General features: G+C 61.2%; 13 protein-coding genes, 1 tRNA gene, 2 pseudogenes and 1 riboswitch. Of the genes and pseudogenes, 9 read left to right on the top strand and 7 right to left on the bottom strand.

What is annotated here, in order from left to right:
- Positions 1–79: 79 nt before the first annotated feature.
- From BT119_RS14490 to BT119_RS14480, 3 genes are read right to left on the bottom strand one after another with little or no spacing between them, the layout of a single operon-like run.
- On the bottom strand, positions 80–871 hold the full coding sequence (locus tag BT119_RS14490; RefSeq protein ID WP_054081060.1) for an ABC transporter ATP-binding protein: 792 nt from the start codon (positions 869–871) through the stop codon (positions 80–82).
- Positions 868–1,890, bottom strand: a complete 1,023-nt coding sequence (locus BT119_RS14485) for a FecCD family ABC transporter permease (RefSeq protein ID WP_032609862.1) — start codon at positions 1,888–1,890, stop codon at positions 868–870. The genes BT119_RS14490 and BT119_RS14485 overlap by 4 nt, the downstream gene beginning before the upstream one ends.
- Complete coding sequence (locus BT119_RS14480; RefSeq protein WP_003371964.1) at positions 1,887–2,900, bottom strand: ABC transporter substrate-binding protein; 1,014 nt, start codon at positions 2,898–2,900, stop codon at positions 1,887–1,889. The genes BT119_RS14485 and BT119_RS14480 overlap by 4 nt, the downstream gene beginning before the upstream one ends.
- A 129-nt stretch (positions 2,901–3,029) precedes the next feature.
- A riboswitch (cobalamin riboswitch) is annotated at positions 3,030–3,229 on the bottom strand.
- 316 nt (positions 3,230–3,545) lie between these two features.
- On the opposite strand from BT119_RS14480, the gene BT119_RS14475 reads away from it, so the two are divergent.
- The 3 genes from BT119_RS14475 to BT119_RS14465 are packed head-to-tail and all read left to right on the top strand — an operon-like array spanning position 3,546 to position 5,805.
- Positions 3,546–4,241, top strand: coding sequence for a lipopolysaccharide core heptose(II)-phosphate phosphatase PmrG (locus BT119_RS14475; protein WP_003435897.1), 696 nt, complete (start codon positions 3,546–3,548; stop codon positions 4,239–4,241).
- Entirely contained in the window at positions 4,208–5,110 is a 903-nt protein-coding gene (locus BT119_RS14470; RefSeq protein ID WP_175550581.1) for a phosphatase PAP2 family protein, read from the top strand. Before BT119_RS14475 ends, BT119_RS14470 begins: the two co-directional genes overlap by 34 nt.
- A 20-nt stretch (positions 5,111–5,130) precedes the next feature.
- Positions 5,131–5,805 (top strand): response regulator transcription factor, encoded by a 675-nt coding sequence (locus BT119_RS14465; protein WP_003435895.1) that lies wholly within the window; start codon positions 5,131–5,133, stop codon positions 5,803–5,805.
- Positions 5,806–5,812: 7 nt separating this feature from the next.
- On the opposite strand, the gene BT119_RS14460 is transcribed toward BT119_RS14465, so the two are convergent.
- On the bottom strand, positions 5,813–6,850 hold the full coding sequence (locus BT119_RS14460) for an AraC family transcriptional regulator (RefSeq protein ID WP_003435894.1): 1,038 nt from the start codon (positions 6,848–6,850) through the stop codon (positions 5,813–5,815).
- Between the two features lie 9 nt (positions 6,851–6,859).
- Positions 6,860–7,774 (bottom strand): GGDEF domain-containing protein, encoded by a 915-nt coding sequence (locus BT119_RS14455; RefSeq protein WP_003411459.1) that lies wholly within the window; start codon positions 7,772–7,774, stop codon positions 6,860–6,862.
- 565 nt (positions 7,775–8,339) lie between these two features.
- Between BT119_RS14455 and BT119_RS14450 the strand changes: the two genes are divergently transcribed.
- From BT119_RS14450 to BT119_RS14430, 5 genes are read left to right on the top strand one after another with little or no spacing between them, the layout of a single operon-like run.
- Positions 8,340–10,856, top strand: a complete 2,517-nt coding sequence (locus BT119_RS14450) for a TonB-dependent receptor (protein ID WP_072366166.1) — start codon at positions 8,340–8,342, stop codon at positions 10,854–10,856.
- A 37-nt stretch (positions 10,857–10,893) separates the two neighbouring features.
- A complete protein-coding gene (locus tag BT119_RS14445) occupies positions 10,894–12,828 on the top strand; it encodes a phytase (RefSeq protein ID WP_072366164.1) in 1,935 nt (644 codons plus the stop codon).
- Between the two features lie 55 nt (positions 12,829–12,883).
- Positions 12,884–13,594: a protein TolQ gene (gene tolQ, locus BT119_RS14440; RefSeq protein WP_054081056.1), complete on the top strand. Its 711-nt coding sequence runs from the start codon at positions 12,884–12,886 to the stop codon at positions 13,592–13,594.
- 9 nt (positions 13,595–13,603) lie between these two features.
- The gene (gene tolR, locus BT119_RS14435) at positions 13,604–14,050 is read left to right on the top strand and encodes a protein TolR (protein ID WP_003371985.1); all 447 of its coding nucleotides are present in this window, start codon (positions 13,604–13,606) and stop codon (positions 14,048–14,050) included.
- Positions 14,047–14,898, top strand: a complete 852-nt coding sequence (locus BT119_RS14430) for an energy transducer TonB (RefSeq protein ID WP_058417308.1) — start codon at positions 14,047–14,049, stop codon at positions 14,896–14,898. Before tolR ends, BT119_RS14430 begins: the two co-directional genes overlap by 4 nt.
- A gap of 41 nt (positions 14,899–14,939) precedes the next feature.
- Here BT119_RS14430 and BT119_RS27870 read toward each other — a convergent pair.
- Positions 14,940–15,515 (bottom strand): annotated as a pseudogene (locus tag BT119_RS27870) (methyl-accepting chemotaxis protein); the annotation flags it as partial.
- 333 nt (positions 15,516–15,848) lie between these two features.
- Positions 15,849–16,670, bottom strand: a pseudogene (locus tag BT119_RS27865) (cache domain-containing protein); the annotation flags it as partial.
- 597 nt (positions 16,671–17,267) lie between these two features.
- On the opposite strand from BT119_RS27865, the gene BT119_RS14420 reads away from it, so the two are divergent.
- A tRNA-Asn gene (locus BT119_RS14420) sits at positions 17,268–17,343 on the top strand.
- Positions 17,344–17,434: the final 91 nt, after the last annotated feature.

Here is a 17,434-nt window from a genome sequence, read left to right as displayed (position 1 = left end):
GCGCGCATTGTAGTGCCACAGACCGCGCGGTGCACCTGTTGCAGATGGCAGCAGGTGCCGGACTGACCATCGGCGTGGTTCAGCGCGAGCGCAGGCGCAGAATCTTCGCCCCGTCACTGGGGTCTGTCAGCCAGTGCGCCACCACGCCGAAGGTGCTCAGCAAGCGTTCCGGAGTCAGTACCTCGAGCGGCGCACCCAGCGCGACCAGCCGACCCTTTTCCATGACCGCCACACGGTCGCAGTCCAGCGCCTGATTCAGATCGTGCAGGGCAATTACGGTGGTCACCGGCAGGGCCCTGACCAGGCCGAGGATGGTCAGTTGATGCTGGATGTCCAGATGATTGGTCGGTTCGTCCAGCAGAAGGATCTGCGGCCGTTGCGCCAGCGCCCTGGCGATGTGAACACGTTGCCGCTCGCCACCGGACAAGGTGTGCCAGGCGCGTTTTTTCAGGTGCAGCATGTCCACATCCTGCAGCGCCTGGCGAACGATTGCATCGTCCTCGGAGCTCCACGGCTCGAGTGCCGACAGCCAGGGCGTGCGGCCCAGTTCGACGGCATCCAGCACGGTCACGGCGTCGCTGGTTTCAGCCTGCTGCTCGACCACCGCCAGCAGGCGCGCCACGTCCCTGCGGCTCAAGGCCTCAAGTGCTCGCCCGCCCAGGCTGACCGAGCCGCTGACCGGCTTCTGAATACCGGCCAGTAGCTTGAGCAGGGTGGATTTGCCCGAGCCGTTGGGACCGACCACGGCCAGGGTTTCACCTGCGGCAATGCTCAGGTCGACATCGCGCAGCAGCGCTGCGCCACGTACCGAATAACCCAGACCGGAACAACCGAGTACCGGTGCACTGAGCGGATGAGGTAAGGCATTCATCGCGTGCTGTTGCCCCGGATAAGAATCAAAGCGAAGACCGGTGCGCCGATCAGTGCGGTAATCACCCCGATCGGCAGCGCCTGCCCCTTGATCAGGGTGCGCGAAAGGATATCGGCAGCGATCAGAAACAGTGCGCCGCTCAAGGCGCTCAACGGCACCAGCCGGGCGTGCCGGACACCGACCAGCATCCGCACCGCGTGCGGGATCACCAGCCCGACGAAGCCGATGGAGCCGACAATCGAGACCATCACCGCGGTGACCAGCGCAGCGCTGGCGATCAGGATGATCTGCACGCGCCGTACCGCGATCCCCAGTGATGCCGCCGAGTCGCTGCCGAAGGTGAACGCGTCCAGCGCTCGCCGGTGCCAGAGGCACACCAGCAGGCCTGCCAGTACTGTCGGCACAGCCAGCCAGACCGAGTGCCAGCGCACACCGCTGAGGTTACCCAGCAGCCAGAACATGATGCCGCGTGCCTGCTCGGAGCTTGCCGATTTGGTGATCAGAAACGAGGTCAGGGCATTGAACAGTTGCGACCCGGCGATCCCGGCCAGAATGATCTGCCCGGCTGCCGTCGTGCCGCGTGAGGAATGCGCCAGCAGGGCGACCAGCGAAAACGCCGCCACGGCCCCGACAAAGGCGCCTGCCGACATCGAGATCGCACCTGCACCAAAGCCCAGAATGGCGACCAGTACCGCGCCTGTCGAAGCCCCTGCGGAAATCCCCAGCAGATACGGGTCTGCCAGCGGGTTGCGCAATAACGATTGCAACACCACACCACAGATCGCCAGCCCGGCCCCGCAGGCCGCCGCGACAATGGCGCGGGTCAGCCGGTAGTTCCAGACGATGCCTTCGTCTATAGGGTCGAGTACATAGCCAGCGCCCCAGAGTTTGTTGGCCAGCACCTGGAAAACCACGTTCAGGCTGATCGAGGTTTCGCCGATCGCGGCCCCGATCATGATCGCCAGCACCAGCACTGCCGAGACCCAGAGCACATGAACCAACGCTATCGGCAATCTCATTTGGCAGCGTTGAAACGGTTGGCGGCGTCAGCCAGTTCCTCGAAACCGGTAAACAGACGCAGGCCCGCCTGCATGCCCTCGGCGTCGATGATCACGATCCGGTCATGCTTGACCGCGTCCATGTTGCGGGTCACCGGGTCGGTCTTGAGGAATTCGATTTTTTTCAGGTAATCGTCAGCCGGGAAGCGGCGGCGATCCATGCGCGCGATGACCAGAATGCTCGGGTTGGCTTTGGCGATGGTTTCCCAGCCCACAGTCGGCCATTCCTCGTCGGACTGAACGATATTGCGCATGCCCAGGCTGTTGAGCATGAAGTCCGGAATGCCTTTGCGGCCGGCCACGAAAGGGTCGCTGGCGAGGTCGGAGCTGGAGAACCAGAACAGCGCCGAGACGTCATTGGCCTTGTTCTGCCGGACGTTGGCGATCGCTGCGCTCAGGCGGGCCTTGAGGTCGGCAACCAGCGCGTCGCCGCGATCCCGCACATCGAAAATCTGCGCCAGTTGCTCGATGCTCTTGTAGATGGTGTCGATGCGGAACGGCTCCAGGCGTGTGCCATCGGCACCGACCAGATTGTCCTTGCCTTCGCAGTCGGACGGCAGGATGTAAGTGGGTATCTTCAGGTCATGGAACTGCTCGCGGGTGCCGACCACGCCCTGTTTGCCGACCATCCACTCCAGTTGCACGGCCACCAGTTCCGGTCGCTTGCCAATCACCGCTTCGAAACTGGGCTCGTTGTCGGCCAGGCGCTCGACCTTGTCGTTCTGCGCCTTGAAGCGTGGCAATACGTTGTTGAACCACAGGGAAGTACCGACCAGTCTGTCGCCCAGGCCCAGTTCGTAAAGCATTTCGGTGCCGGCCTGGCCAATGGTGACAGCCTTGGTCGGCGCATGCTGGAAGGTCAGGGTCGCGCCACAGTTTTCAAGGGTCAGCGGGTACTGAGTGGGGGCGGCGAGGGCCAGGGTGGACAGCGTCAGGCTGGCAGCGAGTGCGGCGAGGCGGGGCAGCGACATGAAATGCGGTCTCCGTTGGAGCAGGTGCCAGGGCGCAATGCACATCAGGAAACACATCCCCGGATGATCACCGGGCACGACAGGAAATGCCGACGCGTGCGGATGTCCTTCCCGGACACCCCGCCGGTTAGTGGGTTGAAGCGGGTCGGCAGGTCTCCTGACTGACACGTCAGCGCCAGGCTCCGGCCTTCCCGGATCACGATCCAGTGGCAGTCATGGAGCAGGCTCGGTGCCTACAGTTGCGGGGGCAGTTTCGTTTTTCGCCTGGTGAGAAAGGCGTGCGAATTCCCTGTTAGTTCCTCTCGGAAACCGACGCGCGGCATGGTAAACGATAAGCGTTTTAGTGGCTAATCCTTTGCGCACAGCTGCTGCAGCAGACGGTCTGTGAGTCCAAAACCGTCCCGATGGGCACTGAACTTTCGGGAAAAACGCTTAAATTATCTTCATGTTCACGTCCGTAAAACCGCAAAGGCCCATTCCAGAGCGTTCGCGTGAAAAACATGGCGCTGGGCCACAACACGTTTTTCACATCTTCTTCACCGCATCGGGACGATGCTGAACCTATCTTGCCTGCATGGGAGCGGCACAGACCTCGGGCACTCCCTGGGTCAACGCCACACATAGGTTCATGGCAGGAGTGGTCCTTTGACCGACACGATAATCAACAAGAATGTACTTCCCCGTTCGGGCATCAGTCAGCGCTACAAATTGCATCGGCACATCGTATCGATGTCCGTTGCCGTCGTGCTGACGGCTATCTGTGCATGGTTCTACTCGGCGTTCTCAGGCGTGCATGTGGTGGACCTGGGGGTCGGCAGCAACCTGAGCGTTTCCGGCCTTCGCGAGCACTGGCGGCAAGGCAATGTGGTGGTGATGATTCGCCACGCCGAACGCTGTGACCGCTCGAGCAACCCGTGCATGAGCGACGCCGACGGCATTACCTCCAACGGCCGCGACGCCGCTTTGGCGGTGGGCGCCGGGTTGCAGAAAATGGGCATGGACCACGCGCGCATGATCGCCAGCCCCAAGACCCGCACGCAACAGACTGCGCAACTGTTGGCCGGGCACGCGGTGGCTGGCCAGGACTGGATCAACGACTGTGACAGCGGTTTCATGAAAGCGGTGCAGGCCCACAAGGTCAGCGGCGAGAACATGGTGCTGGTGACTCACAGTGGCTGCATCGATCAGTTCGAGCGCAAGGTCGGCGTACCTGGCGGCGAGCGCTCCAGTGAGTACGCCCAGGCGTTTTTCGTACAAATAGACGGCAGCCATCCGCCGAAAATCCTCGGCTCCCTGAATGCCGGGCAATGGGCAAACCTCAACAGCGAGCAATTCAATTGACGACATCTTCCAGCGCCAGGCTGCGGTTCTACGGCATCAACCTGGGTGTACCGGTGTTTTTCGCGTTACTGGTCTTCGTCACCTTCGACTTGACCACGATCGACCGGCAACTGAGTGACCTGTTTTTTGATTCGACGGCCGGGGTGTTTCCCATCGGCCAGAGCCATCTGTTCGAGAACATCACGCACAGATGGGCGCGGATCCTTCCGAACTGGACCGGAGAGCTGGCGATCATTGGTGCGATGCTGTCCTTGGTCTGGCCGTTGCTGGAAAAATATGATGATTCGCGCCTCGCGAGGCGGCTGACGGGTTCTCGGTTGGGCACCTTCCTGCGCTTTGCACGCAGGCACCGGCTGGACTTCTTTTTCGTCATCGTTGCCTTTGCGCTGAGCACCGCCATGATCCATTACCTGAAAAGCCACACCAGCGTTTACTGTCCTGTCGAGACTACCTTGTACGGTGGCAGTCAGGCGCACATCGAGTGGTTCAGGAACTTCAACCTGCTGCACGAGGCCGGCGCCGGGCGATGCTGGCCGGGCGGTCACGCGTCAAGCGCGTTCAGTCTGCTGGCCCTGTACTTCGTGGCTCGTCGCTATTGCTGGCGGCATTCGAATACTCTGCTGGCGACCATTCTGCTGCTCGGGATGATTTACGGCACCACGCGGGTGCTGCAAGGCTGGCACTTCATGTCGCACACCTTCTGGGCAGGTATTGTGGTGTGGCTGAGCACGTTGCTGGTTGCCTTGTGCTTCTATGGCCGATCGAGGTTGCAACAGCCGATTCGCCAGGCGTTGGCCGTCAACAAACCTGATGCATTCGTCACTCGACCTGCACACGCACTGGCGACAGGTTCCCGGTCGGCCGGGTAGAACAACAACAAGGCGCGGCAATGAACATTCTGGTTATTGAAGACCATCGTGATATCCACGATAACCTGCTGGAATTCTTCGAGCTCAGGGGGCATGCGGTAGAAGGGGCGCTGGACGGCCTGAGCGGGCTGCATCTGGCCGCGTCGAAACGCTTCGATGCGATCATTCTCGACATCATGCTGCCCGGCATCGACGGCAACCAGATCTGCCACAGCCTGCGCCAGTATTCGAAGTCGGAAGTCGCGATTGTGATGCTCAGCGCGCGCGATGAACTGGATGATCGGCTCACCGGTTTCAAGGTGGGGGCCGACGACTACATCACCAAGCCGTTTGCAATGTCCGAAGTGCTCGCCAGGGTAGAAGCGATCGTCAGCCGACGGCAGCGCCAGGACAACCGGATGATGGTGGTTGCCGACCTGCAGTTCGATCTCGACACCCTGGAGGTCACCCGCAAAGGCGTGCCTTTGAAGCTCAACCCGACCAACATGAAGCTATTGGAACTGCTGATGCGCAAAAGCCCGCATATCGTCAAGCGGGCCGAGCTGGAAGAGGCGCTTTGGGGCCGTGATGCCCCGAACAGCAGCAGTTTGCGCAGCAACATCCACGTGCTCAGGCGGGTACTGGATGGCGGGCACGACACGCCGTTACTGCACACGGCCCATGGCCTGGGTTACAAGCTGTGCGCGCAGCGCTGAGGCGGACTCATTCGAAGTTGAACAGGCGCTGGATCAGGGTCGGTGTGCTGCCGGTCCAGCGTTTGAATGAACGGCGGAAATTGGCCGGGTCGTTGAAGTTCAGGTAGTCCGCCACAGCTTCGTTGCTCATCCCCTTGATCTGATACAGGTACAACGCGACGTGCTTGCGCGCCAGGTCGTGCTGCGCCTGAAAGTGCGTGCCGTGCTTGTGCAGCTTGCGCTTCAGCGTGGCCGGGCTCATGGCGAAAGCGTGAGCGACCTGTTCCAGGCTGGTGGCCTGTCGCACATGTTCACGCAGGTGCTGGTGCAAGCGGTCCAGCAGGCTGAACGACATGCCCAGCGCGGCGAGTTGCCCGTCGGCTTCCTGCTGCGCGACCTGCACGGCAATGGGCGATGCGCCAGGCCAGGCATGGGTAAGGTAATACCTGGGCAGGCGCATCATGTTCAGCGGGCGGCCAAATGCCGTGTTTTCGCCCAGATGAACCCAGTACTGCTCGATGTAGCGTGGCTCTTCGTGACAGAAACTGCATTCCCACGGCAAACGCTCGCCGCTCAGCGACTGACTCATCGCCACCAGTGCGGTCATGCCGGCTTCGAGCAGGAAGCGTTGCTGTTCACCTGCACCACAACTGTCCAGCCAGTAGAGATAGGCGAACTGTTCGTCCAGCTCCAGACGCGGTATCAGCAGCGGGCTGAGCAGCGCCTGTTGGCGGATCAGTATCTCCAGCGCCTGATGCAGGTTTTGCGCATGACGCAGCGCGTGACTGGCCGCGCCGTAGTGGCCGGGAAACAGCCGCTGGCCGAACAGGAAGCTGGTGTCGTCGGCTTCCATCTGACGTTGCGCGTTACCGATCAGGACGAAAAACTGTTGCGGGCTCAGGCGCGTCTTGCCCGCAACGATGTCCTCGTAAAACAGCCCGGTGCCTTTGAGCAGGCGATGGCTGTCAATGCCGCGCGACAAGGCAAGATCAATCAGCGTTGCCGGCTGGTAGTGGCCGGGGATGAAGCGGCTGTCGATTTCATACCAGTCACTTTTAAGCGTCATGGCAGGCGCTCAGGCAGTGCAGGTCAGAGGGCGTCGGGCGCGAGCCAGCGACAGATTGAGGCGGCGCAGCAGGTTGTCCGGCGTTTCATTGAGTGCCATGACGACCGCCACGCTGGCCGACAGGTGAATGCGTTCGCCCTGTTGGCGGGTCTTGTGCGCCAGACTGGCGACCGCCTGCTGCAACTCCAGCGCCAGCAGCTTTGCCTGGCTTTCTCCGGTGTTGGGCAACAACACCACGAAACGGTCGCCAGCCAGACGGCAGAGCAGGTCCTGACGGCGTAGATTGAGCACCAGCAAGTGGCTGAGCGCCGACAGCACCTCATCGCCTTCGGCATGCCCGAAGGCATTGTTGATCGCGCTGAAACCATCCACGTCCAGCGCCAGCAGCGACAGTGGCTGCTGTTGGCAGACACTCTGTTCCAGGCTGACCACCAGTTGGCGCTTCAGGTAGTCGGCGCTGCCCAGCGGGGTGAGTTTGTCGTACAACCGGTGCTCCCGGAAGCCGCGCTCGCGTTTTTCCATTTGTGCGCTGATTGCCAGTTGTTCGCGATGCCAGTGGTAGATGCCCAGGGTCAACAGAATCAGGCCGACCGGCATCGGGCCGGATTCCAGCCAGTGATCCCATTCGATCGCGGCGGGCAGGCGGATGAATTCGTCGAGCGCGTCGATCCACCACGAGAAGAACACGCAACTCAGGCCGATCGACAGGTAATTGGTCACCCGGCCGGCCGGTCTGCTCTTGAACACCAGAAACAGCCAGACCAGCGACAGCAGGGCGGAGCCACCTTCACCGACGATGTCCAGCCACTGCCATTCGCTGACATGTTTGAGCGTGCCGAATGCCAGAAACGCCAGCAGGCCGAGATTGGAGGCGACCATCAGCACGGCGAGTTTCCAGCGATGAGGTTGGATGATCCTGAACATGAACAGACGGCTCCCGAGGTGCTGATTATCGGCCAGCAGAACAGATGCACATGACACTTCGGTGACGGGTAACGCGAACCGCGAAAGGTCGAATCAGCTCACGTGTGTTACAGGTTTTTGCTTCGCATCTGACGTATAAGCCACCTCTGATCAGCGCCAGGACTCAGCCGTCACTTACGTCGCACTCTGCGTCTTCAGTGCCATTGCCGCGTTGGCAGCGGTTGCGGGTAACGCATGAGGTTGTGTCGTATCAGAGTTACCTGCCTGTCGGCGTTTGATTCTGGCCAGCGGCCGTGGGAGCGAGCTTGCTCGCGATCTGTCGGGAACCGACAGTAGAGTCGGTATATACAGTGCGCCAGACACACCGAGCATCAGTACGGCCTGCAGCTCCAGCCCCGCCTGAAAGTCAAATCAGCTCATTTACCTGCTCGATTCCCCTCAAACCCGCTGTTTTCAGCCCCTGGGCCCGTTACCTGTCACAGAACCGTCACTGCACGACTCTAGCTTGCGCCTCCAGTTGCCGGGCCATTTGCCTGGTCTGTCGGGTTTATGGGGGAGGACTTACATGCACAGGCGTCGCAGCAGGGCCCAACTGGTCGGTTTCACACTCAGCGCGCTGGCGTTTGCCATCGGCAGCGAACGTTTGCAGGCCGCCGAAGCCGATACCACCGAGCACGTGCAAGTGGTCGGCCAGGCCGCGAGCATCGACAACGCGCTCAAGGAGCAACGCAGCTCCGACAGCATAAAGAGCGTGGTGCATGCCGACGGTGTTGCGCAGTTACCGGACCAGAACGTCGCCGAAGCGGTGCAGCGCCTGCCGGGCGTCAGCGTCGAGCGCGATCAGGGCGAGGGGCGCTTTGTCACCGTTCGTGGCCTGGCCCCCGACCTGAACAGCGTGACCATCAACGGCACCATGGTGCCTGCCCCGGAAAGTGATCGACGCGCCGTGGCGCTGGATGTCCTGCCCGCCGAACTGGTGCAGTCCCTGTCAGTGATCAAGACCCTGACCCCGGACATGGACGCCAATTCGCTGGGTGGCACCATCGATGTCGAGAGCCTCTCGGCCTTCGACCACAAGGGCCTGTTCTACACCGGCAGCAGCGAGGCCAGCTACGACAAGAACACCCGTCAGACCAGTCCCAAGTTTTCCGGCGCGGCGAGCAATCGTTTCAGCCTCGGCGACGGCATCGACAACTTCGGCGTGGCAGCAGCGCTGAGCTGGCAGAAGCGTGACTTCGGCTCCGACAACGTCGAAACCGGCGGTGACTGGGATGGCGCGCGGCTGCAATCATTCGAACAGCGCGACTACGACATCAGTCGCGAGCGCGCCGGTGGCGGCCTGAACTTCGATTACCGGCCCGATGACGTCAGCAAGTATTACCTGCGCACCCTGTACAGCCGCTTCAAGGACGACGAAGTCCGCACCACCAACGGTTTCGAGTTTGCCGATGCGCAAAGCGCAGGGCAGACAGGCGATGCCGAAGGCACGCGCAAGCTCAAGGCGCGTACTGAAACCCAGGAAATCCAGTCCTACGTGTTCGGTGGCGAGCGCATGGTCGGCCTGTGGACCCTCAGCGGCCAGGCCGGTTACAGCGAATCCAGCGAGGACAGCCCTGGCCATATCGCAGGCGCCACGTTCGTCGGCAACGATGACTTTGCCGACACCGGTTTCTACGACCGCGACAAGCCGCGGCCGATTGTCGGCTCCTCGTTCTACGACAACTCGAACTTCACCCTGGACAAGGTCGACTTGGAAAAGCAGTACACCAAGGACACCGAGAAAAACCTGCGTCTGGACCTGGCCCGTGATTACGATTTCAAGGGCTATGCCTCGCAGTTCAAGTTTGGTGGCAAGGTCAGCCGTCGCGACAAGAGCAATGACCTGGAAGTCTGGAAATACGAGGATTTCGATGACTTGGGCTTCAGCGACCAGCAACTCAACCTGACGCAGTTCCAGAAAGGCAACATCGACTACCGGCTGGGCAACTTCGGCAGCGGCATCAGCCCCGGTGCGATCAAGGGGCTGATCGGTGGCCTCAACGCTGCTGACGCCTACGACGAGGCCGAAAGCCGCGCCAATGACTTCAAGATCAACGAAGACATCAACGCCGGTTACTTCATGAATACCCTGGATGTCGACAAGTGGCGCTTCATCGCCGGACTGCGCTACGAAGGCACGGAAATGGACGCCAAGGGCACTGGTGTGCGTGATGGCGCGTTCGAGTCCAGTACCACCAGCCGTCGCTATCATCACTGGCTGCCGGGCCTGCATGCCCGTTATCAGATCGACAAGAGTACCCAACTGCGCGCTGCATGGACCAAAACCGTGGTACGTCCCACGTTCGGACAACTGGCACCGGGTTTTGTGATCGACGATGACGAAGCGTCTTTCGGTAACCCGAATCTCAAGCCGCTGGAGTCAAGCAACCTGGACCTGGGCATCGAACACTTCATGGGCCGTGCAGGCACGGTGTCGGCGTTCGTGTTCTACAAGGACATCCAGAATTTCGTCTACAACACCGACCTGGCCGGCACCGGGCAGTGGGCGAACTTCTCCGAGGCCAACACCTTTGCCAATGGCGACAAGGCCAAGCTGTATGGCCTGGAGCTGGCCTACTCGCAGAAGCTCGACTGGTTGCCTGCGCCATGGAACGGTCTGCTGCTGGGCGCCAATGCCACGTTGAGCCGCTCGGATGCCAGCATCAACGGTTTCGACCAGAGCACCGGCAGCAATCGCAAACGCGATATCGACCTGCCCAGCCAGTCGAAAACCGTCGGTAACGTCATGCTCGGCTGGGAGAACGACAAGCTCAGTCTGCGTCTGTCCGCCAACTACAAGTCGGCCTACCTCTACGAGCTGGCGGCGATCGGCGACAAGGACCATGACCAGTATGTGGACGCGCAGACCTTCGTTGATTTCAGCGCGCGCTATTCACTGACGAAGAACCTCAAGGTCAGCTTCGAGGCCCAGAACCTTACCGATCAGCCGTACTTCGTCTACAGCGGCCATCGCGCCTACAACGGCCAGTACGAAGAGTACGGCCCGACTTACAAGGTCGGCCTGACCTTCACCCATTTCTGATCGATCTGAAGCGCTCATTCAAAGGATTCAACCGTTCATGATGATTTCGCTATTACCCAAGCCAGTGTGCCTGGCGCTCTTGCTTTACCTGACGGCCGGGGCTGCGCAGGCCTCGTCGCCGATGGATCTGAACCTGACGCGCTGGGCTGAAAACGCCTCGTTCAAGGCTCAGTCTGTCGCCTTCTTGCCGGACAGTGACGGCAGTCGGCGTCTGGCCACGAGCATCAAGGCCGGCCTGTTGCTGCTGGATGAGCAGGGCCGCGAACTGGCAAGCATGCCCGGTTCATTTCAAGGGCTCGACAGCCGCTCAACGGGCGAGAGCGTCTTGCTCGCGACGCTGGACAACGCACGTCAACAGGCACTGCTGACCCAGCTGGACCCGGCGAAGATGCACTGGTCGAAGCCGGTCTACCTACCGGCACGCGACTATTCAGTGGCCGGCCTGTGTCTGTATCGCGATGACGCCAGCAACCTGTTTGTATTTTTGGTGGGCGAAGAGGGCAAGGGCGAGCAATGGCTGATTGGTGCGAACAACCGGCTCAATGGCGAGCCGCGCCTGGTGCGCAATCTGCCGCTGCCTCCCAACGCCGAGTTTTGTCAGGTCGACGATGCTGCGCACAGGTTGTTCGTCAATGAAGCGAACATCGGCTGGTGGGCTTACCCGGCGCATCCCGAGGCCGATGTCGCCCGGCAGCCGGTGGCGCTGCGCGAGCCGTTTGGCGAGCTGAAACAGGCCGCCGGGGCAATGGCTGTTGTGCCTGGCGGTCTGCTGGCGCTGGACCCGAAGGGCAAGTCGTTGCATCTCTATCAGCAGCAGGATGATCAACAGCAGGCAGCCTGGGTGCCGGTGGCCGATCTGTCATTGATGAACCTGAAGAAGCCCGAAGGTCTCTCGGTGCATGAGAACAAGGGTGGTTTGCAGGTGCTGGTCAACGACAAGGACGGTGAGCGTCTGTATCAGGGGGCGCTGAACTGGACGCCCAAACCGGTCGCGGTTGCTGCGCCGCTGCCGAGTGTCATGCCGGCCATCCAGAGCCAGTCGGTCGGGCGTCAGGGTGACGCCGCCGACGACCCGGCGATCTGGGTCAACCCGAAAAATCCGGCACTCAGCCGGGTGCTGGGTACCAACAAGAAGCAGGGTCTGCTGGCTTACGACCTGAGCGGCAAGCAGTTACAGGAGCTGCCGGTCGGGCGTTTGAACAATGTCGATGTGCGCCCCGGTTTCATGCTGGGCAACAAGAACGTCGACCTGGCCGTGGCGAGTAATCGCGATCGCAACAGCCTGAGCCTGTTCAGCATTGACCGCGCCAGCGGCACGCTTCACGAGGCGGGGGAAATTGCCACGCCATTGGCGGAAATCTACGGCGTCTGCCTGTTCAAGCCTGCCAGTGGCGAGCTGTATGCCTTCGCCAACGGCAAGGACGGCAGCTTTCTCCAATACCGGCTCAGCGCCCCGGACGGCAAGGCCAAAGGCGAGCTGGTACGCCGCTTCAAGGTCGACACCCAACCGGAAGGCTGCGTGGCCGATGACCAGCGTCAGCGCCTGTTTCTCGGTGAAGAAGACGTAGGTGTCTGGGAAGTCGATGCGCGGGCGGATCAGCCTGCAACGCTGTCCAGCGTGATCAAGGTGGGTGAAGTGGTGCACGCCGATGTCGAGGGGCTGGCGCTGTACCAGAGCGATGGCCATGACTATCTGCTGATTTCCAGTCAGGGCAACGACAGCTATGTGGTGGTGGATGCCGAGCCGCCTTATGCACTGCGCGGCGCCTTTCGGGTCGGCCTGAACGCGAAGGCGGGGATTGACGGCACCTCGGAAACCGACGGCATCGAAGTGACCGCCATGAACCTCGGCGGCCCCTGGAGCAAAGGCATGCTGGTGGTTCAGGACGGGCGCAAGCGCATGCCCGAGCAGGCGCAGAACTTCAAGTTCATGCCGTGGGCGGAGGTCATGAAGACCTTGAAGCTGCCGTAAGTCGTTTGTCATCAAGCGGTGCTAATCATTCGTTCCATTACAGAGGACTACCCCGATGCACGCCACTCTCGAACACATGACCATCTGGGGCCTGATCAGCGATGCCAGCCTGCTGGTCAAGGCCGTGATGCTGATTTTGCTGCTCGCCTCGCTGGTCAGCTGGTACCTGATCATTCAGCGCAGTCTTGTCCTGCGTCATTACGAGCGCTCACTGGATGCCTTCCAGCAACGCTTTCGCAGTGCCGCCGACCTGGCACCGCTGCAGGCGCAGGCATCCTCTGCGCAGCGTGATGCGACTGGGATCGAGGACGTATTTCAGGCGGGTTACGCCGAATACATGCAGCTCAAGCAGCGGCCGGGTATCGAGCCTGATGTGGTGCTCTCCGGCGTCGAGCGCTCGCTGCAGGTCGCCATCAGCGAGCAAGAGCTGCAATTGGAAAAAGGCCTGCAGTTTCTCGCCACGGTAGGCTCGGTCAGCCCGTATATCGGCCTGTTCGGCACGGTGTGGGGGATCATGAATTCCTTCATCGGCCTGTCGCAGGTGCAGCAGGCCACACTATCGACGGTCGCGCCGGGTATTGCCGAAGCGCTGATCGCCACCGCCATCGGGCTGTTCGCGGCCATTCCGGCGGTGATCGCCTACAACCGCTTTGCCGCCCGTGGCCAGACCCTCACGGCACGCTACTACAGCTTCGGCAACGAACTGCAGGTGCGCCTGAATCGCACTCTGCAAGGCCTGACACGCAACATGGCCGCTGCTGCCTGAGGACTTGTCATGCTGGTCAAACCGCAACGCAAACATGGCCCGAAGGCCGAAATGAATGTCGTGCCTTACATCGACGTAATGCTGGTGCTGCTGGTGATTTTCATGGTGACGGCGCCGATGCTCACCCAGGGCGTGAAAATCGAGTTACCCAAAGTGGCCAGCGAAGCGCTCGTCACCGACACCCGGCAGCGCATCGTGACGTTGTCCGTCAAGGCGCAGGGCGGCTACTACTGGAACCTGGGCGATACCGTCGACACTCAGGCGCAGACCGATCAGGCCGCGAGCCTGGAAGACATGCAGGCGCGCATTGCCCAACTGGTGGCCGAGCGCAACGACACGCAAGTGTTCATCCGTGCGGATGACAAAGCCGATTACGGTCGTGTGGTTGCTGCCATGGCGGCCCTGCAACGCAGTGGCGTGACGCAACTGGGGCTGGTGACCGAGGCGCCGCAATGAACACCCTGACCCTCGACTATCAGCCGCCGCGCCGCGAATGGGGGAACCGGCCCTGGCTGCGCCGCAATGGCCTCGCGGCGGCGGTCGCGCTGGCGTTGCATGGCGCTTTGCTGAGCGGTCTGATGCTCGGCTGGAACGCCTGGGAAAAACCGCCCGAACCGGTCAGAACCCTGACCACCCAATTACTGATTCTGCCGCCAACGCCCGCGCCTGAGCCGGTTCCAGTGGCAGCGGCACCGGTAAGCGAACCCGTGCAGATGCCGCCACCCCCTGCACCGGCATCGTTGCCGGTCAGCAAACCGCTCGAAGCTGCGAAACCGCAGACAGAGCCGCAACGTCAACCCGACCAGGCTGCAGTGGCCCGCAAGCGCGTCGAAGAGCAAAAGCGCGAGCGCGAGCAACTGCAGAATGCCCAACGCCTGCGCGAGGCCGAGCAGCGCAGGCAGCAGGAACAGCAATTGGCCGAACAGCAACGTCAGCAAATCGAGCAGCAGCGTCAGGCTGAGCAGGCACGCCAGTCCGCCGAGCGTGCCCGCCAGGCGCAGCACTCATCACAGCAGCAGACTGCCGCTGCCGACAGCAGCCAGTATCAGCCACTCAGCAAGGAGGCTCCGGACTATCCCGAACGGGCTCTGGACAAAGGCATCGAGGGTGATTGCACGGTGGTCTACGACGTGTCGCCGCAAGGCACGGTGGTCAACCCGCAAGTGCAGGGTGCGTGCCATCCATTGTTCATCCGTCCGTCACTGGCCGCAGCGCAAACCTTTCGTTATCAGCCACGGGTTGTCGAGGGCAGGGCGGTGACCGTGTCCGGGGTGAAGAATACCTTCCACTACCGGATCAAATAGACAGCGGGCCTGACGCAAGCTGCGACAGGCCCGCTGAGGTTTTAACTGACCTTGAAGCGCCGTACCAGCGCAATCAGGCGAGTGTTGGACTCGGAAAGGGCAGCGGTGCTGCGTTCGTTGCTGGAGCCGCCTTCGACCAGCTCTTCGACGATGTGCCGAACGGCAATGATGTTACGGCTGATTTCCTCTGACACCGCGCTTTGCTCCTCGGCCGCTGTGGCGATTTGCGTGCTCAGGTCGTTGATCTGCAGAACCGAGCGAGTCATGTCGTCCAGGCCGCTTGTTACGGCGGTGGTTTTGCCCGCCGTGGTCTGGCAACTCTGGCGGGTTTTTTCCATCGCGGCTACTGCGGCGCTGACGCCTTGTTGCAGGCTGCCGAGCATTTCGTTGATCTCCGACGTGCTGGCCTGGGTACGAGCGGCGAGGGCGCGCACCTCATCGGCCACGACCGCGAAGCCACGGCCCTGTTCGCCGGCGCGCGCGGCTTCAATGGCGGCGTTAAGCGCGAGCAGGTTGGTCTGCCCGGCGATTTCGCCAATCACCGCCAGCACCGCGTTGATGCGCTTGGCGTCCTGCTCCATCGACTGCACTTTGCTGGTGGCCGAATCGACCTCGCTGATCAGTGCATTCACGCTGTCAGAAGCGTCCGCAACCACAGTTTTCGATACCTGCGCGTTCTCGTTGGCCGACTGCGTGAAGCTTGCGGTCTGCGCCGCGCTGCGGGCCACTTCATCCGCAGTGGAGGACATCTCGGTGATCGCAGTAACGGCCTGATCGGTTTCGTTGGCGTGACGGATCAGAATGGCATTGGTAACGCCCGCCTGACTGCGCAGTTGTTCGATACCGCTGGCAATCTCGCTGGTGGAACTGCTGACGTCGAGCATCATGCGTTGTAGGTAGGCAATGAAGTTGTTGACCGACTCACCCACCTGATCCACTTCATCGTGCCCTTTGACGGCAATGCGCCGGGTGAGGTCGGCATCACCGGCCGACAGCGTGTCGATGTTGGTTTTGAGCACGCCCAGGCGGTTCATCAGCGTGCGCAACGCAACAATCATCAGCACCAGCAGCACCAGAACCATCGGGATCTGCAGCCAGGCCAGGGTCTTGAGGACGGTTTCGCTCTGGCTTTTCAGCAGGTCGGTGTTTTGCGAAACGGCCAGCAACCAGGGCGTGCCCGTGACCGGGATCAGAAACAGCGTCGATTCCTCGCCATCGCTGTTCTGGTAGGTCAGACGCGAGGTGCCAGTACCTTTGGCGGCGAGTGCCGACTTGATGCCATTGATGAACGGCGATTGCGCCGCCAGTTCGGAGACATTGCGCAGCACGATCTTGTCGCTGCTGCCCGGCACGTTGGACAGAATCTTGCCATCGGCCTCGATGATCATGATCCGGCCGTGGACTTCCTGCTCTTTGGCTTCAACCAGCTTGTTGAAGAAGCCCAGCGTCACGTCGATGGTCGACACGCCCCACGGCTGGCCGTCTTTGGTGATGGCCATGGCGCAGTTGGTGCGCGGTTCCGGGCTGGCGGCGTCCTGATAGGCGGGCGCCCAGGCGCATTGGCCAGCAGGCGAGTTCAAGCCGCCTTTGTGCCAGCCCTGTTCGAAATAGTTGAGCGACTCAGGCGAGTTCCAATGGGTGTTGACGATCAACTTGCCCGACGCATCGCGATGGTAAAAGGTGCTGTGCTTGGCACGACCGGGCGTGCGCACGTTCGGCAAAGGCCAGATCCCGCCGCCGAATACCTTGGCTTCGCCGTACTGGTTGACCATGAACGGCAGCAAGCGATCGATATCGTCACTGGACAGTTGCGGCACCAGTTCGGTAATGACCCGCGCCTGCGCCTGTACGCGGGCCAGTTCGGTCTTGATCTCGTTACTGATATCTGCTGCCTTGGCGGTCAGCATGTTTTCATCGTTGGCGGTGAGCCTGGGGGAGACGAACTGACCGATTCCATAAACCGTCAGAACGATGACCAGCGCCATGAATCCTACGAAGGTTGCGGTGTAGCGAGCTTGTACTGTCTTGAGCGAGGCCATTTTTTGTTATACCTGGTCCGTAGGAAAGGAATTGCCTGACTCAGGTGTCGACCGGGATAGATATTTCTTGATGTGACAAAAGTGCCAACTTCAGTACGATCAGCTGCGTCCCGTGTCGCGTAGGGCACTAGAGGCATTTTCTCGTGCTTCGGGCCGGAGGCCGTGGGAGCTACCGGGCCGCCGCGCATTGCTCGCGATCTGCCGGGAACCGGAAGCAAGATCGTTGCATACGGTGCATGAGGAACAACCGATATCGCGCAAGCCGCAACGCAGAAAATTTTTCAGTCCCTCGCTTGACTTCCTTTTCCTAATCAGTAACATAGCGCTCATTCCGCGATAGCTCAGTTGGTAGAGCAAGTGACTGTTAATCACTGGGTCCCTGGTTCGAGTCCAGGTCGTGGAGCCACCTTCCGTAATGCAAGTTCAGTGTTGATTTAAGTGATTGCTCTGCAATCACTTAACCGCGGTAGCTAGGGTTTGGAGCCTTACTCGCGGCA

The organism is Pseudomonas sp. NFACC10-1 (assembly GCF_900119195.1).
GTDB classification, from domain to species: domain Bacteria; phylum Pseudomonadota; class Gammaproteobacteria; order Pseudomonadales; family Pseudomonadaceae; genus Aquipseudomonas; species Aquipseudomonas cerasi.
Note: the sequence above shows the minus strand (reverse complement) of the source record. Positions and strands in the feature narration are given on the sequence as shown.

Excerpts from the sequence above, each read along its gene's own strand:
- BT119_RS14460 (WP_003435894.1), bottom strand. The coding sequence starts at position 6,850 with ATGACGCTTAAAAGTGACTGGTATGAAATCGACAGCCGCTTCATCCCC.
- BT119_RS14485 (WP_032609862.1), bottom strand. The coding sequence starts at position 1,890 with ATGAGATTGCCGATAGCGTTGGTTCATGTGCTCTGGGTCTCGGCAGTG.
- BT119_RS14455 (WP_003411459.1), bottom strand. The coding sequence starts at position 7,774 with ATGTTCAGGATCATCCAACCTCATCGCTGGAAACTCGCCGTGCTGATG.
- BT119_RS14445 (WP_072366164.1), top strand. The coding sequence starts at position 10,894 with ATGATGATTTCGCTATTACCCAAGCCAGTGTGCCTGGCGCTCTTGCTT.
- tolQ (WP_054081056.1), top strand. The coding sequence starts at position 12,884 with ATGCACGCCACTCTCGAACACATGACCATCTGGGGCCTGATCAGCGAT.
- BT119_RS14480 (WP_003371964.1), bottom strand. The coding sequence starts at position 2,900 with ATGTCGCTGCCCCGCCTCGCCGCACTCGCTGCCAGCCTGACGCTGTCC.
- BT119_RS14490 (WP_054081060.1), bottom strand. The coding sequence starts at position 871 with ATGAATGCCTTACCTCATCCGCTCAGTGCACCGGTACTCGGTTGTTCC.
- tolR (WP_003371985.1), top strand. The coding sequence starts at position 13,604 with ATGCTGGTCAAACCGCAACGCAAACATGGCCCGAAGGCCGAAATGAAT.
- BT119_RS14450 (WP_072366166.1), top strand. The coding sequence starts at position 8,340 with ATGCACAGGCGTCGCAGCAGGGCCCAACTGGTCGGTTTCACACTCAGC.
- BT119_RS14465 (WP_003435895.1), top strand. The coding sequence starts at position 5,131 with ATGAACATTCTGGTTATTGAAGACCATCGTGATATCCACGATAACCTG.
- BT119_RS14430 (WP_058417308.1), top strand. The coding sequence starts at position 14,047 with ATGAACACCCTGACCCTCGACTATCAGCCGCCGCGCCGCGAATGGGGG.
- BT119_RS14470 (WP_175550581.1), top strand. The coding sequence starts at position 4,208 with ATGGGCAAACCTCAACAGCGAGCAATTCAATTGACGACATCTTCCAGC.